Origin of the sequence: Pedobacter sp. BS3, assembly GCF_008274585.1 — a bacterium.
In the GTDB taxonomy this organism is placed as follows: domain Bacteria; phylum Bacteroidota; class Bacteroidia; order Sphingobacteriales; family Sphingobacteriaceae; genus Hufsiella_A.
On sequence record NZ_VTRT01000005.1, the window covers coordinates 15804 to 33945 of the forward strand.

Below are 18142 nucleotides of genomic sequence, written 5' to 3' on the forward strand. Positions count from 1 at the left end.
AAACTTATAGTGTATAACTTTATAGACGATGAAGAAAATTACAGCACTATCAGCATTCATTGTATGCTGCCTGACTGGCTTTGCCAAACAAAAGCCGGTACCGCAAAAGCCAAACGTGATCATTATTTTAATGGACGACATGGGCTATGGCGATCTGGAAGATTATGGTGGAATGGGTTATAAAACGCCTAATCTTACCAAGCTGGCTAAAAACGGAATGCGGTTTACCAGTTTTTACTCGCCGCAGGGAACCTGTACGGCCTCACGGGCAGCTCTGATGACAGGTACGTATCCTAACCGGATAAATATGTATGGTGCATTTGGCCCGAATGCCGGGATCGGTTTAAATCCTGACGAAGTAACCATAGCCGAAATGCTGAAATCGGTAGGTTATGCTACCGCAATGATCGGGAAATGGCATTTAGGTAACGAACCAGAGTTCTTGCCGACCAAACAGGGATTTGATGAATACCTGGGACTTCCGTATTCCAACGATATGTGGCCGGTAAGTTATGATGGTAAACCCTTGCCGCCAAATAACTCCAAGGCAAAACGTACACCGCCGTTACCTATGCTGCGTATCAGGGCCGGACAACAGATACCAGACACAGCCATGATCGTTCGCACGCTGGACGACCAGGCAAAGCTGACCACTATTTATACAGAAAAAGCAGTGGATTATATTAAGAAAAATAAACAAAAGCCGTTTTTCCTGTACCTGGCTCATAATATGACGCATGCGCCTGTAGCTGTTTCGTCGAAATTTAAAGGAAAGAGTGAACAGGGTTTATACGGTGATGTGATGATGGAAGTAGATTGGTCTGTGCAGCAGATCGTAGAAACACTGAAGGAGCAGGGCATAGACCAGAATACCCTGATCGTATTTACATCCGACAATGGCCCCTGGCTGAATTTTGGCGATTACAACGGTACCACAGGCGGACTTCGCGAAGGCAAAGGCACCAGTTGGGAAGGCGGTACACGGGAGCCTTGCATTATGTCGTGGCCTAAAGTCATACCTAAAGGTGTAGTGAGTAATAAGCTGATGTGTTCTATTGATATGCTACCCACATTGGCCGCTGCGACCGGCGCAAAATTGCCTCCCAATAAAATAGATGGAGTTAACATGCTGCCGGTGCTGGAAGGGAAAGACGTTTCGCCCAGAACTACGCTTTATTATTATTATCATAAGAATGACCTGGAAGCCGTTCGTATGGGTAAATGGAAGCTGGTTTTCCCGCATAAATACCGTTCGTACGAGGGGGTAATGCCTGGACAAAATGGCTTGCCTGGTCCTTACAATAACGGTCATATCGATTCGCTGGCCCTGTACGATTTAAGACGTGATCCGGGCGAACGTTACAATGTGATCTCGCTTTACCCCGAAAAAGTTGCCGAATTGCAGGCTCTGGCAGAAAAGGCCCGTGAAGATTTAGGTGATAACCTGACCAAAAGAGAAGGCAGGAACCGTCGGCCGGCAGGAGTAATAGCTAAAAAGTAGCGGCTGCTTTTTGCCCGATTTCGCCTGATTTTGCTCGGCGGGATTTTATAATTTTGCTCAACGGGATTTGTAATCCCGTCGTTAATAAATACGATCTGCGATCCGGTATCACGAAAATTCAGGTTTCAACTACGAGCTTTAGTTAACAACTGTCAGAAAACTTTTAACCGGAATAATGTGAAATTTACTTCATCAATTGTTTCGTTTGTTTCCGATTTAAAAATTAACTTAGGTGCTGGAAGTTAACAACGTAAACTAAAGACTAAATAAACCACCTCATTATGAATAAAATCCCTAAACTGATTACCAGCCTGCTGATCGCCGGTTTTAGCAGCTTGAACATGATGGCACATGCTCAGAGTAATGATCTTTCAATTATTCCGCAGCCACAGCATCTTAAAGAAAATGCCGGCGAGTTCCGGATAAATTCAGCAACTAAGATCGTTTATGACAAAACAACACCCGGATTAGCAGATATTGCTGCTGACCTGGCTGCAAACCTGAAAAGCCGTTTAGGGTATCCGGTTAAAGTAACCAATGTTATAAATGCCGGTGTGGGCGCAAACATCATTGTTCTAACTGCAAAAAATGCCATCGACACATTAGGGAATGAAGGCTACACCTTATCCGTTGATCGTAACCAGATTACGGTAAGAGCACCAAAAGCCAATGGCATTTTTTATGGTGTGGAAACTATCTACCAGTTGCTCCCTGTGATGAAGAAAGGAGAAACGGTAAAGTCACTTGCTGTGCCTGCTGTTGAAATAACAGATAAACCCCGTTTCGGCTGGCGTGGGGCCATGCTGGATGTAGGGCGTTATTTTTACCCGGTAGATTTTATCAAGAAGTACATCGATTACCTGGCCATGCACAAAATGAATGTGTTTCACTGGCACCTTACCGAAGACCACGGCTGGCGTATCGAAATAAAAAAATATCCGCGATTAACCTCGGTTGGCGCATGGCGCACCGGTACGCAGGTCAGTCATTCGCCGGTTGTGATTGATTCTACCGCCAACGGCGGATTCTATACCCAGGAGCAGATCAAGGATGTGGTGGCTTATGCGCAAAAGCGTTATATCACCGTTGTGCCCGAAATTGAAATGCCGGGGCATTCGCTGGCGGCTCTGGTGGCATACCCGGAATTATCCTGCACCGGCGGCCCGTTCAAAATGCCGGTAGCCTGGGGAATACAGAAAGATATTTATTGTGCCGGGAATGAGCAGACCTTTAAATTCCTGGAAGATGTATTAACCGAAGTAGTGGCGCTGTTTCCAAGTCCGTATATTCATATTGGAGGCGATGAGGCGCCCAAAGACCGTTGGAAAGCCTGTCCGAAATGCCAGGCACGCATTAAAGCCGAGGGATTGAAGGACGAGCATGAACTGCAAAGCTATTTTATTAAACGCATTGAAGACTTTCTGCTCACCAAAAATAAACGCATTATCGGTTGGGATGAAATTCTTGAGGGTGGACTGGCTCCCAATGCCACGGTAATGAGCTGGCGGGGCGTAAAAGGCGGTATTGCGGCAGCAAAGCAGCATCACGATGTGATTATGACGCCCAACACAACCCTGTACCTGGACTATTACCAGGGCGAGCCTTCATTAGAGCCTGTTGCCATAGGCAAGCGGGTAACCACACTTGAAAAAGTATATCAATATGAACCCGTTCCGGCCGAACTATCTCCCGAAGAAGCAAAATATATTAAAGGATTACAGGCCAATATCTGGGGCGAATACATTCATAAACCTTACCAGGCAGAGTACATGACCATGCCCAGGCTGTCTGCTGCGGCAGAAGTGGCGTGGACACAACCCAACCTGAAAAACTGGGAAGATTTTAAACGCCGTATGGAGAAACAGTACGATCGCTATGCCAGCATGAATATAAACTATGCTAAAAGTGCGTATAACGTATGGCCAACAGTAACGGCAGATAAGGCAGCTAAAAAGGCTACTGTAACGTTAACCACCGATAGCTATCAGCCGCAGATTTATTACACGCTCGATGGTTCGGAACCCACAACCGCATCGTTAAAATATACGCAGCCGTTTGAAGTAACCGGCCCCGTAACCATAAAAGCCGCCAACTTCAGGAATAATGAAAAGCTGAGTAAAGTAACCATAAAACAGGTAAATCCGTGAGGTCAGACTTTAGATATCAAACATAAGATTTTAGGCAAAGCCAATATTTTAGAAAAGCAAATACGGCAAAACATCGGTTACAGTAGTCCTGTGTTACGCTCATACACCTGCAAGCCTGCCCCGATACCTCGCGGGCCTTAACCACAGGCCGGTATCCGCTTCACCCAGGTTTATGAAACAACGGTACATGCAGCTATTTAAGGCATTTACACTGCAACCTTTGTGCCTTTGTGGGTGTATCAAGAAATAACATATTGTTGACGGCATTAGAAGATAAAATTGGAACCTTTGTGTCTTTGAGACTTTGTGGCATTCCTTAAATTTCCTTAAATTTTGTTTATTTGTTCTGCCGATTATGATTGCAATTAATTTACACCAGCGGTAACCACATAACAAGTTAATATCAAAACTATTATACATGGATCACCTAAAATTAAAATTCATTATTGCTGCATGGGCTTTGTGTCTGACTGTGGTCGTTAAAGCACAGGATAAAAATCAGTTGGTTTACACTGATGTAGCGTCATTGCCACTTACCGGTAAGGTTTTACCAACCAAAAATCCCTATCACAGGGTAGATACTGCAACGTATCCTGCATTACCGAAAGCAGTAAAATATCTGCTGACACAATCTGCGGGTATTGCTGTGCATTTTACAACAAACAGTACTAAAATAGGAGCTAAATGGTGTGTTAAAGACAATAAGCCGGGAGTCAATCAGGTACCGATCAATCAAAAAGGACTTGACCTGTATATTAAACGAGATGGTCAGTGGGTTTTTGCGGGCGTAGGTAAACCTTCAAAAGAATGTAACGAAGGTGTTTTAGTGCAAAATATGGAAAGCGGAACCAAGGAATGTCTGATGTATTTGCCTACTTATGATGAAACAACCAGTTTGCAAATTGGCGTGGAAAAAAATGCTTCGTTCAGGGTATTGCCCGATCCGTTTAGCAAGCGTATCCTGATCTATGGCTCCAGCATTACACAAGGTGCGGCTGCCAGCAGGCCCGGTATGGCTTATCCTGCCCGCTTGTCCCGTGAAACCGGTCTTAACTTCCTGAACCTTGGCCTGAGTGGGAATGGGAAAATGGAGAAGGCTGCGGCTGATATGATCATTGATATTGATGCAGATGCCTATATCCTGGATTGCGTGGCAAACCCGTCGCCGGAGCAAATTAAGGAGCGTACGGCTTATTTGGTAAACACTATTCGTAAAGCGCACCCCAAAGCGCCCATCATAGTGATACAAAGTGTTGTACGTGAAGGAGGAAATTTCGACCAGGTCATTCGTAAACGCGTAGCCGATCAGAACACTGAAATTGTAAGACAGGTAACCGCCCTGCAAAATGCAGGAGTAAAAGATTTGTACATGATAAAAGGAAAAAGCCTGTTAGGTACAGACCACGAGGCCACCGTTGACGGAACTCACCCCACCGATTTGGGTTTTGACCGCATGCTGACCGAGCTGAAGCCGCAGATCATAGACATTCTGAAGAAATACGGCATTGCCGGAAAATAGCTGGTGCGGGAGGGATAACGCTGACAGGGTTTTAAACCCTGTCAGCGTTGATCTGCATTAAGAAAGATAATAGCAGCATTGTTTTAACAAAAATAAACCCGGGTGAAGCGGATACCGGCCTGGTGTGTAAAGCCCCACGAGGTATCGGGGCAGGCCCGCAGGCGTATGAGCGTAACACGGGACTATCCCAACCGATACTTGCTGCACCTGCTTTTCCAAAAATAAAAGGTGTACTATTAGCCAGCTGTCCCGGGCAGCAGGATAAAAAAGACCGTTTCGTTATTGGCGCTGGTTACACCGAATGTTGCTCCCATTCTGAGGGCAAACTCCTTACAGAGCAATACGCCCAGCCCGATGCCTTTTCTGGCACTCTCTTTAATAGTAACGGCATTGTTCTCCAGAATCTCACTCAGCTTATTGGGAGCTATGGTTCCGGTATTTTTAACATAAATTTTGTAATTCCCGTCTGCAATTTCGGCGCCAAGCTCAATAGAGCCGTTATCCGGTGTAAACTTGGTGGCATTATCCAGGAAGTTCCTGATAATGACCGATAAATGTCCTTTGTCTGTGGTCACCTCATTCGGTGAGGTCATGCTGATGTGCATCTTTATTTTGCGGGCCGCCGCCAGATGCTGATACAGCTTTATGTGTTCTTCGAAAAACTGTTCCAGGTTAATACGCTCAGGTTTGCTGCCGGTGTTTTTCATTTGCGAGAACGACCATAAGAGCAGGTTGTTAAGCCTGTCGTTAACCAGCTCGATCTGGTTTTTAGTGTCGGTCATGTACAGGTTAAACTCTGCATCGTCGATAAGATTTTCCTGTTTTAAGGTTAAAATCCCGGCAAGATTTGATAACGGGCTTCGCATATCGTGAACTACAATGCTGAACAGCTTGTCTTTAATGGCATTGCTGTCCTGTAGCTTGGCCAGGGTTTCCTGCAGCGTTGCCGTTTTTTCATCAATAGCTTGTTGCAGGGATATGTTTTTTTCGTTCATCAGCCTGGTATTGGCTTCTTCGGCTGCCAGCTTTTCTTTTTGTAACACTTTAATGCGGTCTGCCAGGGCAAAGGCAAGCAATAGCATCTCGGCAGTGGCGCCTATAGGAATGTACTGCCAGGTGTAATCCGTCATGGGGAAGACGTTATAAAAGCTTAGAATGGTGTAGGCAATGGCAATGAACAGGCCGGTAAAGGCAATGATATAATATTTGGCCGGTTTGAATCCCTTTCTGTAAACAAGGATCCCGGCGATCATGAAGATGACGGTTTGGAGGATGGCTAATATCTGTAACAGGTTGGTTGCCAGCGAACGCATGCCAGACAGTGCTACAATTAAATGCAAGGCCCATAATGCCAGCAATATATTTACTATTTTGTAACAGGTATTGCAGTACTCTTTTAACTTTAAAAAACGGATGGAGAACATAATGGCTGCCATATTGCCTACGCCGGCTATGGCGAAGCTGAAATGTACCGTAAAATCTTTAAAGCCGTCGCCAAATAAATAGCTGTAGCCCCGCAGGTATCCTACGATGTAAAATCCGCCGAATAAAATGAATAAGATGTAATAAAACGTGCTTCTATCCCAAACTGATATCCATAGGAATAAGTAGAATAAAAAGAGGGAAATAAAGAAGCCGATATAAATTATTTCCAGCGAGTGGCGTTTAATGAGGGCATTGAAGATCACCTTTGAGGTGCCCATTTTAACCGGGATGCTGATAATGTTGCTACCACTGATGCGGGCGTATAAGGTGTCTGTTTTTCCCTTGTCCGGAAGCCTGAAAATAAAGTTCGAAGAAACCAGGTATTTGCTTGCCAATGGAGCATGAGTTCCTGATACTAATGTGGTATACTGACCGTTCTGCTTGAAATAGAGTTTAATGGTATCGATATTAGGCTGATCAAAAACCAGGTAATTTTCGCCACGGGCCAGGGCTTGTAAACCATTTTTATCCAGTAGGCGTTGCGGGTAACGCCTTTGCCGAAAATATCTTTCTTGCCGGGCTTAAAATTGGCCTGAAAATCAGGCGACGAAACATCGTAAATGGTCAGCTTTGTAGTGGTATCCTCGTAAAAACCTAACTTTTTGCCAAGATTTTCATAGGGTTGGCTGGCTATATCAATTGCTTTCTGTGCATGCAGTAGCAATGGAAAAAGCAGTGCAAAAAAAGATAGTGCCAATTTTAGTTTGGGCATCCGAAAGAGCGTTGATTAATAAGGTACTAAGTTAGGAAATCAATTGATATTATTGGTTGTTTGAAGTTGTAAGTTTTACGTCATACATTTTGCGTTGGGGGCGTTGTGATTATGACCTGCAACCATTAGGTTAATAGCGATAGCTGATAACAAATTCGATAACGTTTAAACATTGTCGAATAACAACGATTGCAACAAAGTAAATGTACCAGGTTGCAGCTAACCACTAACCACTAACCAACCCATTTAAAACACTTTTTTTTTCTTAAATTTTGTTTAAATAGTTTTTGTTTTGTTTATTTGAATGAACTATGAATAAGCCGCTGATAACATCTAACTGATTCTTAAGCTAACAATAACCTAATAAAACGAAAAGATGAACCAAAACAATTCACAACCTTCTTTATTGGATAAAGTGGGAATTCCCGGTAAGCTTGGCTGGGGCTACTTAGGTATTTTAATTTTCATGATGGGCGATGGGGTAGAGCAGGGTTGGTTAAGTCCGTACCTGATCGGTCGGGGCATGACCATTCAGCAATCGGCGTCGCTGTTTACCGCTTATGGCGTTACCATTGCCATTTCCTCCTGGTTTTCGGGCGTACTGGCCGAAGGTTTTGGCCCTAAAAAGACCATGCTGATGGGATTGCTGCTTTACATTTTAGGTACGGCAGGCTTTGTAGGTTTGGGTATGCCCGATCTGCATTTCGGTGTGATGCTGATCACTTATGCTATCCGCGGATTCGGCTATCCCTTGTTTGCTTATTCATTCCTGGTTTGGATCACCTACAACAGTCCCCGCGAAAAGCTGGGCCGGGCAGTAGGCTGGTTTTGGTTTGTATTTACCGGCGGATTAAACGTGTTCGGCGCTTATTACTCAAGCTGGGCTATCATCAATTTAGGCTACCTGAACACCTTGTGGAGCTCAATTTTCTGGGTGTCATTAGGTGCGTTGTTCGCCCTGGTGTTAAACCGCGATAAGTTTAAAACCAGCGAGGCCCGTGGCGAAAGCAAAGCACAGGAACTGGCAAAAGGTCTTACTATTATAAAGGAAGAACCCAAAGTGCTGTTAGGCGGCATTGTGCGCATTATTAATACTACGGCGCAATTTGCGTTTCCGGTATTCATGCCTACTTATATGGCAACACACGGGTTTTCAACTACCGAATGGCTGCAAATATGGGGAACCATTTTTACGGCCAACATAGCTTTTAACCTGATATTCGGCTTTGTGGGCGATAATTTCGGCTGGCGCAATACAGTAATGTGGTTCGGCGGCTTCGGGTGTGGTGTTACCACGTTGCTGTTTTACTATTCGCCTGCACTATTTGGAAGCAGCTTCTGGCTGGTTATGCTAAGCGGTGTATTGTGGGGAGCGTTGTTGGCCGGTTATGTGCCGCTGTCGGCCTTGGTTCCATCATTGGTTAAGAAAGATAAAGGCGCCGCTATGGCGATATTAAACCTTGGCGCAGGACTGGCCGTGTTTGTCGGGCCCGCAATTGTCGGTTTATTTATTGGAAGTGCAGGTAACGAAGGAGTGGTATGGATCCTGGCCGGGTTATATTTCCTGAGCGCCATACTTACCCGCTTCATCACCTTGCCGGATAACGCCAAAACAGCGCACCATGCCGAAGCCGTTAAAACAGATCCTGTGGTGAGCTAAAAAATTGAATGTCATGAAGATCAGATTAATTATTCTTTTCCTGCTACCGGTTACGTTTGCCGCTGCGCAAACCGTAAAATGGGACAGCACCTACCGTCCGGGCAGCTATGAGCTGAAGGTTGAGCAGTTTAAAAGCTATCGTCATTCAACAAGCGATATTGTTTTCCTGGGTAACAGCATAACTGCCGGAACCGACTGGCATGAGCTGTTGAATCTGCCGCAGGCCAAAAACCGGGGCATTTCGGGTGATATTACTTTCGGTGTGCTGGAACGCCTGGACGAAGTGATCAACGGGCATCCGGCCAAGGTATTCATCCTGATAGGTATTAATGATATATCGCGTAACATTCCGGATGATGTTATCATTAACAACTACCAGCGTATGGTAAGCCGCATTAAAACCGGCTCGCCGAAAACGAAGATCTATTTCCAGACCGTGCTGCCGGTAAACAACACGTTTACACAGTACCCCAATCATTATAATAAAGACGAACACATTGCAGCCGTAAACGAAGGCTTAAAAAAGATCGCCGCCAAAGAGCACATTACGTTGATAGACCTGCATTCGCATTTCCTGGATAGCGAAGGACGCCTGAGCAGCGAATATACCCGCGAAGGGCTGCACCTGAATGCCGCCGGCTACCAGGTGTGGGCAAAAGTGCTGCAACCTTACCTGAAATAAATAATACCATATAACGATTAGAAGCATGAGAATTTTAATAACAGCGCCGTACAATGATAAGGGACAGAGAGAAGTTCAGAAACTTTTTGGTGAGGTAATATACCGGCCATGGAAACCGCATGGCCGGGCGTATAACGAGCAGGAATTGATCAGCTTATTGCAGGAAACGCAGGCCGATGCCCTCATAACCGAGCACGATGAGGTAACCGAAAAAGTGATCAGGGCATTTCCACACCTCCGGTTTATCGGTGTATGCCGCGGTACACCATCCAATGTATCGGTGCAAACCGCTAAAGAGCTGGGAATTTCTGTATTCCATACTCCGGCCCGTAATGCGCAGGCTGTAGCCGAGATGTTTATCGCAAATGTGATCAATCTCCTGCGCAAAACCATCCCGAGCTGGCAGTGGCTAACCGGCGAAAACTGGGGCGAAGGTGCGCACACATCCTACCTGCAGTTTAAAGGTAATGAGCTGGCCGGCAAAACCATCGGCATGGTTGGCTTCGGTGCTGTAGGGCAGCGTATTGCCGAAATGGTTGAGAACTTTCCCTGCCAGATAAAATTCTTTGATCCGTATATTGATTCACCAAAACCGGAATATGAAAAAACAACCATCGAAGATGTGTTTGAAACCAGCGATGTTGTTTCCATTCATTTGCCGGTAAATGATGCTACCAAAGGGATGATTGGCGAAGACCTGATCTCACGCATGAAACCCGATGCTATTTTTGTGAACACGGCCCGTGCGGTAGTCGTGAAACGCGAAGCGTTGCTTAATGCGCTGGAAAATAACAAAATTCGGGGTGCGGTGCTGGATGTATTTGACCATGAGCCGCCCGATGCCGTTGATTATAAAATAATTAAAATGCCCAATGTGCTGGCCACGCCGCATACCGCAGGCGCTACCTTCGAGGTAGAAGACCATCACGTCAATATCCTGAACAAAAAGCTGGTGAACTGGTACACCGCAGAAAAAGAAAATCAAACCTTAGCCAAATAATAATATGGCCCAGAAAGACGCATACATTGTTATCGATATAGGAACCGGTAACGTACGGGTTGCTGTAGTAACCGCTTCCGGTGAAATCCTTAGTATAGAACGCGAAAATGTTCATTATGAGAAGGATGAACAGTATCCTGAATCCATTTATTTTGATCCGGATGAGCTGTGGGATCAGATCATCCGCCTGGCAACAACCGCTTTAAGCCGTACGCCGGATGTGCGTATAAAAGCCTTAACGGCAACCAGCCAGCGTGAAGGTATTGTGCTGATAGGAAAAAATGGTGAATCGCTGATCGGGGAGCCTAATATTGACCATCGCGGACGCGAATGGGAAGATATCATAAAAGATAAAAGCCGCGTTTACCAGCTAACCGGCCGCTTCCCCACTTCCTTATTCTCAGCCTTAAAGCTGGTAGGAACCCGCGAAGCACGTAAGGATATCTGGGATAAATTTTCCACTTTTTTAAGCATCAGCGATTGGGTGCAATATAAGCTGAGCGGCATTGCCCGTTATGAGCACTCGCAGGCATCAGAAACGCTGTTGTATGATGTTGCCGCCAAAAACTGGTCGGACGAGTTGTGCGGAGTGTTTAATTTAAGCCCATCTATTTTACCGCAGTTACAAGCATCCGGTACTATTCTGGGCAAAATCACTGCCGAAAGCGCCGACCGGTTTGGAATAGCCGATGACGCGGTTGTGGTTGTAGGTGGAGCCGATACACAACTGGCCATACGCAGCACCAACCCAACAACTGATGATATTGTGATTGTTTCGGGCACAACCACACCCATTATTAAGCTGATAGATACGTACATTACCGATTCAAAAGAGCGCACCTGGACAAGCCGCCATACCGATGAAAACAGCTTCATCCTGGAAGCCAATGCCGGTGTAACGGGACTGAATTATCAGCGGCTTAAAGAGATATTTTATCCGAACGAAAGCTACGAAGTCATTGAAAAGGAACTTTCAGAAATGACACATTTTCAGTGTGTAGCCTCCCTGGGTTCTTTGCTGGCCGATGAAAAAGCGCCGCTAACCAAAGGTGGATTTATTTTCAATACGCCGGTATCGCATCAGCTAACCCGTGGCAGTTTTGTGTGGGCCACCTTATGGGATATTGCCTGCAGCATCAAAGAAAATTACCACAGTTTATGCGATGTAACCAATCACAGTTACGATTATATCTGGGCCTGTGGTGGTGGCGTTCAAAGTCGCATATTGCGCCAATTCATTGCCAATTTGCTGAACAAAAAGATTAAAATCCGTGATAATTTCAGGCAATCATCCGTAGTTGGCGGAGCCTATATCTGTAACGCTGCCTTAGGCGAAAAGGAACATTTTCCTGAAACCCTTGAGGTGGTTGAGCCCGAAAACCGCGATTATTATACCTCGCTGTACAAAGAGTGGAAACATGCCCGGTCAACCTTTAAAAAAGTAGTTTAATGGCCGATTGTTTTTTAGGAATTGATATCGGCACACAGGGTGCACGGGTAGTTTTACTGGATGAGCATGGAAATGTGCTGGGCAGCAGTGAGGAAGATTTTGCGTTAACCGGTGATTCCCGGGAAGAGCAATCGCCGGTAGTTTGGTGGGATTCCTGCCTGCGTTCGTTACAAACGGTATTGAAAGCGGCAGGAGCCGTAACGGTTAAAGCGGTATCGGTTACTTCTACCTCGGGTACGGTCATCCCGCTCGACGGGAATCATGAGCCTTTGCATAATGCCATCATGTACAGCGACAAACGCTCGGCAGAAGTGGCGAAATGGTGCAAGCAGGCAGCTGTGGATGCCGGTATTACCGGTTACCTGGGCTTTAATGCTTCCAGCGGACTTTCGAAGATGGTTTGGTTCGTGCAGCAATATCCCGAAAAAGCCAATCAGATAGCCTTGTGGATACATGCTGCCGATTTTGTTATCGGCAAGCTAAGCGGCCGTTACAACGTAACCGATTATACTAATGCGCTAAAATCGGGTTATGATGTGAAGAACGAGAATTGGCCCGCATACATTTATGAGCAGCTTCCGCTGAAAAAAGAGTGGCTGCAAATGGTAGTTCCCTCGGGCACGCCTATCGGGACAATTACGCCGGAGTTAGCCGGTTTATTGGGATTGAATAACGATGTTGTCGTGGTTGCCGGAATGACAGATGGCTGTGCATCGCAGGTGGCGTCGGGAGCGGTAAACCCCGGCGACTGGAACACCACCATCGGGACAACCTTAGTAGTGAAAGGTGTTACCCGCGAGGAAATTATTGACCCGGAAGACCGCTTATATTGTCATCGTCATCCCGAAGGGTACTGGATGCCGGGCGGGGCCAGCAATACCGGTGCCGACTGGGTAAGCCAGGAATTTAGCGGGATGTTAGACGCTGTAAATGCCGAGGCCGCAACGTTGATTCCAACAGGATTAATGGCATATCCCTTACGGCAGGATGGTGAGCGGTTTCCGTTTATTGCACCTCAGGCGAGGGGTTTTGAGCCCGAAGGGTTAACGCCGGCAGAACGTTTTGCCGCCAATATGGAAGGCGTGGCTTATATTGAGCGCTACGCGTTTGAGCTGATTGAAAAGCTGTCGGGAGAAAAAGTAAATGCGGTGTACACTGCCGGCGGCGGTAGTAACAGCGATGTATGGCTGACTATCCGGAGTAATGTGCTCAACAAACCGGTTTATAAAATGAAGCATGTAACCGGTGCGGTTGGGGCGGCTATATTGGCAGCATCTAAAACACGATTTAGCTCGCTTGGCGAAGCGACGGTCGCGTTAACGCAGATTGAAAAGGAAATCCATCCCGACAGGGAATTAACACAGCGTTATCAAAAAGATTACTTACGTTTTGTAACGATGCTGGCAGAAAAGGGATATATTAATGATAAGTAAAAAGTAACAATTCAACAGTAAAAATCTGAGTTCGATTAATAGTCTTGCTCAAAGGCAGATTAACAAAGATTCGTCGTAACTTCTCGTTCCGAAATTTCGGGAACGAAAATAGGAGCGTCATTGTCCCGAGACTTCGGGAAAGCGCTGGGTTTGAGCAATAGGGGGAAGCAATCTGTTAGTAAGCAGCCTAAATAACAATCGATTTCAGGTTAAACAGTAAAAAGGCCCGGCATTGAGCCAGCGTGTTATCCGTTTCTGTCTTTTGAATTTTTACTTTTTTATGCGCACAGATTTATCCATGTATCAATGATTTTAAACCGGTTATCTGTTTCTATTTTTTGAATTTTTACTTTTGAATTTTTTTTATGCTTACTGTTTATTTATTACGTCACGGGGAAACACACTGGAATGCCGACGGAAACCGTTATTGCGGTCGTACCGATATCGGGTTGACCGATAAGGGTAAGGCGCAGGCACAAACTGTACAAGAACAATTGAAAAATATTGCGTTTGACGCGATATATTCCTCTCCGCTTGAACGGGCGTACCAAACAGCCTTAACCGCAAGCGGAAATAAGGAAGTTATAAAAGATGAGCGCCTGATAGAAGCTGATTTTGGTACCTGGGAAGGTAAAACCCGTGAGGAATTTGTAGCCGAAAATCCGCAATACTGGGCCGATTGGTGTAATGACCCGGCAACGGCAAAAGCTGGTGGTACGGGCGAAACTGCTCTCGATGTAGTGACACGGGTTGATGATTTCTTTAACGAGATGCAAAAGAAATACCCATTAGGAACCATTTTGGTAGTGGCGCATAATGGTGTGAATCGCCTTTACATGGCCTGGAAACTGAGTATGGAGCTGAAAAATTATCGCCGGCTGGTACAGGAAAATTCATCAGTCACGCTGTTTAGCCTGGATGATCATGGGGAAATTGCTTTGAAAAAATTAAATAGTAAAGGATAGATACCTCCGTTTGCTTCCAATACTAACTGCTAACTAAATTTACTGCAATGAAGAAAAAAATCATTCGCTTTTACCTTATCCTTATTACAGGATTGGTATTAACAGCAGGCGTTCATGCCCAGCAAAAGTACACGCCGCCGGCATTAAGTAATCCCGATTCGTGGTCGATGATTTTGCTGCCGGATCCGCAAACGTATGTAAAGTTTGAGCGGAACCAGCCGATCTTTAACCTGATGACATCCTGGATTGGTGAGAATATTGACCCGCTGCACATTAAAATGGTGTTGTGCACCGGCGACCTGGTAGAGCATAATACTACCATAGATCTGGATCCGGGTAAAGCAAATCAATCCCCGGAAGCGCAATGGAAAGCTGTAGCTGCGGGTTTAGGCAAGCTGGATGGCAAAGTACCGTACGTAGCTGTAGCCGGTAATCATGATTATGGTATTATTAAGCCTGCCGATGACCGGAAATCACATTACGGAACTTATTTCCCGGTAGATAAAAACCCGCTAAACAAAGCGATTTTACGTGAGATTGGCCTCAATGCCGAAGGCGTACCTACACTTGAAAACGCGGCGTATGAACTGATTTCGCCGCAAGGCAGAAAGTTTCTGGTACTGGCGCTTGAGTTTGCGCCCCGGAATGCTGTTATAGATTGGGCCAATAAGGTAGTGAACCAACCGAAGTATAAAGACCATACGGTGATTTTAATTACCCACTCATATATGCAGGCCGATAATGAGCGCATAAAAAAGGAAAATTATAAAATTGCCGATGCCAATTATGGGGAAGATATCTGGCAAAAACTGGTAAAACCATCAAAAAATATTGAAATGGTTATCGCCGGTCATATCGGCAAGCCCAATAACATGCGGGCGCATGTAGCTTTCCGTACCGATACCAACGCCGGAGGCAAAAAAGTACAGCAAATGGTATTTAATGCACAGGCATTGGGTGGCGGCTGGTACGGAAATGGTGGTGATGGCTGGCTGCGTATCCTTGAATTTTTACCCGACGGCAAAACCGTAAAAGTAAAGACCTTTTCGCCGCTTTTTGCTATCTCACCAACTACGCAGCAGTTTGCATGGCGCACAGCGTCTTTTGACGAGTTTACGTTTACGCTTGATTAATTAGAAGGGATAGAAGAGGATGTCTAAAAGTATGCTATGGTCATCCTGAGCCTGTCGAAGGATTGATTCATCGTGGCTACAGGCGCTTCCCCCGAGAATTCGGGGTCAGCGTGACCGTAATTGATGGCTTCGTTGACTTTTAGACACCCTCTTCATAATATCATTCAGTTATCAGCTTGTTTAAAAACTGATGAACCTTTGGCGAATTGTAATCGGCCATTCCCTCATGGCCAAAAACAATTTCTCCTTTTTTGTTGATGATAATTGTTGTGGGAAGGCTTCCCTGAAACAACTCCTCCGGAATTTTAGCTGCCGGAATATATACCGGAAGACTGAAATTACGCTTTTTCATAAAGGCAGAAGCTTTTTTCAGTGAGCCATCGGCATCAACCAGCATAAAAACAATGGATGGATTGTTTTTGAATTTTTCATGCAGGGCATTAACCGATGGCATCTCGGCCATACATGGCGGACACCAGGTTGCCCAGAAATTCAAAAATATGACCTTACCTCTTAAATCGGTCAGGTCGATTGCCGAGCCATCTTCGCCGGTAAAGGTCGCTGATGGTGCCACAGGCATGGCAATGGATTGGTCGGCTTGTTGCGATTCGCCGGTTTTGTCACTGTCGTTGACATCCGGATTAAATAATCCTGTTTTGATAAGTCCCTGCATAACAATGCCTTTTACTGTGGGACTGAAAGCCATGAGCATAATGGCAATAAGCGTAATGATGAACCCTAAATTGGATCTTAAATATTTTTTGATCGTCATGATTAATTGAATTTAATTGGGAAACAGATTTCCCTGAATAACTTTTTATGTTACGTATTTACCTTTAAAAGATAATAGGTTGTGCTTAGCTTGGATAAGCTTCAGATTAATAATGTCTTATTTCTAAGGTATATGGGGACTGTTGTTGGATTGTATAATCTTAATGAAAATCGTAACCGGTAAAAGCTCCTGAAGCAATGAATAAATAACGTGAAGGTTAATAAGACGCAAACCCATGGCAATGTTTGCTCTTGATTTTTAGCCGAGGTGACTTGCTTAATACATTCCTGTAATGTTATTACCTGCTTTTTTAAGATAGTGTGCTGTGATTGAGTGTGTGTCGCAGCGTTTTTATTAGCCAGCAGGTTATAAAGTCCTTTTTTAAAAGGGCATAAGGATACTAAGAACAGCGTGCTTAGCAGCGATACGGTTATTATCCGTATTGCGGAATTTTGTTTCACCTTTTTTGCCGGATAGAATTTCATCACAATATAAATGCAAGTTAAAGATTTAAAATCTTCAATAGAAGCACCGATGATATTTTTATTGCAGGAAGACTTACTTTCTTGATTCTTGTCTCTTTTGTCTCCTACTTATCCCGGTCTATTAGCTGTTGGGCCAGTTGAAGCAGCGGCTGTTTACGTTCTGCCGGCAGCCGGATGGCCTGTAACGCCGCGAAAGCCTTATCGATGTACGTTTGCATCTCCTGTTCAGTTAATGCTCTGATGCTGTTATTATTGTAAATGTCGGTTACGGCTTTAACTTTATGAATGGGATTACCGTGGTTTTCAAGCAGGTCGAGCTGTGCTACTTCTTCGGCAGATGCCTGCTCAAGCGTTTTGAGTAAAAGGAAGGTTTTTTTGTTTGCGATGATATCACCGCCTACTTGTTTGCCGAATTTCAGCGGATCGCCATATACATCGAGGATATCATCCTGCAACTGAAAAGCGATGCCCAGGTTTTCGCCAAACTGGTAGATCAGGTTTGCCTGGTCTTCATCAGCGCCGCCGATAATGGCGCCTATTTTCAATGCTCCGCCAAGAAGAACCGCCGTTTTAAGGCGTATCATGTTGATGTATTCACCGATGGTTACATTATCGCGTTGCTCAAACTCCATGTCCAGCTGCTGACCTTCGCAAACGCCCTGCGCTGTCGCGTTAAACGTATCAAGTACCGGTTTGAGATAGGCCGGTTCAGTTTCGGTGAGCAACTGGTTGGATAATACCATCATTACATCGCCGCTTAAAATGGCATTGTTAACGCCCCATTTTTCGTGAATGGTAGCTTTCCCACGACGCAGCGGGGCATTATCCATAATGTCATCATGCACCAGCGTGAAATTATGGAACACCTCAATAGCCAGCGACGCCTTAACGGCCTTGTTAACATCACCTCCAAACAGATCGGTAGCCATAAGTACCAGCACCGGCCGGATGCGCTTACCGCCCAGTTCTAAAATATAGTTGATAGGAGCGTATAAATTAGCCGGATGTGCGGGAAGTTGTATGGTTGTTAGCTGTTGTACAATAAGTTGCTGTAATTGTTCGGGAGTACACATGACACGTTGAAAGTGAAAAGTTTAGAGTTAAAAGTTTGGGCCGCTTGGTTTTTTGAACGTCTGAATGGGAACCACGATGATAGTATTGTAAAGTGAACTATAAACTGATATTAAATTCGCTTTTA

At 45.2% G+C, this 18142-nt stretch carries 13 protein-coding genes and 1 pseudogene; 10 read left to right on the top strand and 4 right to left on the bottom strand.

What is annotated here, in order from left to right; genetic code table 11:
- The first annotated feature begins 28 nt into the window (after window positions 1-28).
- From FW774_RS13555 to FW774_RS13565, 3 genes are all read left to right on the top strand, one after another.
- A complete protein-coding gene (locus FW774_RS13555; RefSeq protein ID WP_149348746.1) occupies window positions 29-1501 on the top strand; it encodes a sulfatase in 1473 nt (490 codons plus the stop codon).
- A gap of 281 nt (window positions 1502-1782) precedes the next feature.
- A complete protein-coding gene (locus FW774_RS13560; protein WP_242457835.1) occupies window positions 1783-3648 on the top strand; it encodes a beta-N-acetylhexosaminidase in 1866 nt (621 codons plus the stop codon).
- A 418-nt stretch (window positions 3649-4066) separates the two neighbouring features.
- The gene (locus FW774_RS13565; protein ID WP_149348747.1) at window positions 4067-5167 is read left to right on the top strand and encodes an SGNH/GDSL hydrolase family protein; all 1101 of its coding nucleotides are present in this window, start codon (window positions 4067-4069) and stop codon (window positions 5165-5167) included.
- A gap of 236 nt (window positions 5168-5403) precedes the next feature.
- Here FW774_RS13565 and FW774_RS13570 read toward each other — a convergent pair whose 3' ends face one another.
- Together FW774_RS13570 and FW774_RS13575 are read right to left on the bottom strand one after the other, a co-directional pair.
- A complete protein-coding gene (locus FW774_RS13570; RefSeq protein WP_410522743.1) occupies window positions 5404-6870 on the bottom strand; it encodes a 7TM diverse intracellular signaling domain-containing protein in 1467 nt (488 codons plus the stop codon).
- Window positions 6871-6927: 57 nt separating this feature from the next.
- Window positions 6928-7364 (bottom strand): annotated as a pseudogene (locus tag FW774_RS13575) (7TM-DISM domain-containing protein); the annotation flags it as partial.
- Window positions 7365-7740: 376 nt separating this feature from the next.
- Between FW774_RS13575 and FW774_RS13580 the strand changes: the two are divergent.
- The 7 genes from FW774_RS13580 to FW774_RS13610 all read left to right on the top strand — a co-directional run bounded on the left by FW774_RS13580 (window position 7741) and on the right by FW774_RS13610 (window position 15687).
- Window positions 7741-9024, top strand: coding sequence for an MFS transporter (locus tag FW774_RS13580; protein ID WP_149348750.1), 1284 nt, complete (start codon window positions 7741-7743; stop codon window positions 9022-9024).
- Between the two features lie 13 nt (window positions 9025-9037).
- A complete protein-coding gene (locus tag FW774_RS13585; protein ID WP_149348751.1) occupies window positions 9038-9706 on the top strand; it encodes a GDSL-type esterase/lipase family protein in 669 nt (222 codons plus the stop codon).
- Window positions 9707-9731: 25 nt separating this feature from the next.
- Window positions 9732-10706 carry a 2-hydroxyacid dehydrogenase gene (locus FW774_RS13590; protein ID WP_149348752.1) on the top strand — a complete coding sequence of 325 codons (975 nt, stop codon included), beginning with the start codon at window positions 9732-9734 and terminating at the stop codon, window positions 10704-10706.
- Window positions 10707-10710: 4 nt separating this feature from the next.
- Entirely contained in the window at window positions 10711-12156 is a 1446-nt protein-coding gene (locus FW774_RS13595; protein ID WP_149348753.1) for an FGGY-family carbohydrate kinase, read from the top strand.
- Window positions 12156-13589 (top strand): FGGY-family carbohydrate kinase, encoded by a 1434-nt coding sequence (locus tag FW774_RS13600; RefSeq protein ID WP_149348754.1) that lies wholly within the window; start codon window positions 12156-12158, stop codon window positions 13587-13589. The genes FW774_RS13595 and FW774_RS13600 overlap by 1 nt, the downstream gene beginning before the upstream one ends.
- A 365-nt stretch (window positions 13590-13954) precedes the next feature.
- Window positions 13955-14554, top strand: coding sequence for a histidine phosphatase family protein (locus FW774_RS13605; RefSeq protein ID WP_149348755.1), 600 nt, complete (start codon window positions 13955-13957; stop codon window positions 14552-14554).
- Between the two features lie 47 nt (window positions 14555-14601).
- Complete coding sequence (locus tag FW774_RS13610) at window positions 14602-15687, top strand: metallophosphoesterase (protein WP_149348756.1); 1086 nt, start codon at window positions 14602-14604, stop codon at window positions 15685-15687.
- A gap of 160 nt (window positions 15688-15847) precedes the next feature.
- Here FW774_RS13610 and FW774_RS13615 read toward each other — a convergent pair whose 3' ends face one another.
- Together FW774_RS13615 and FW774_RS13620 are read right to left on the bottom strand one after the other, a co-directional pair.
- On the bottom strand, window positions 15848-16459 hold the full coding sequence (locus FW774_RS13615) for a TlpA family protein disulfide reductase (RefSeq protein ID WP_149348757.1): 612 nt from the start codon (window positions 16457-16459) through the stop codon (window positions 15848-15850).
- A gap of 589 nt (window positions 16460-17048) precedes the next feature.
- Window positions 17049-18017, bottom strand: coding sequence for a polyprenyl synthetase family protein (locus FW774_RS13620; protein ID WP_149348758.1), 969 nt, complete (start codon window positions 18015-18017; stop codon window positions 17049-17051).
- Between the last annotated feature and the right edge of the window lie 125 nt (window positions 18018-18142).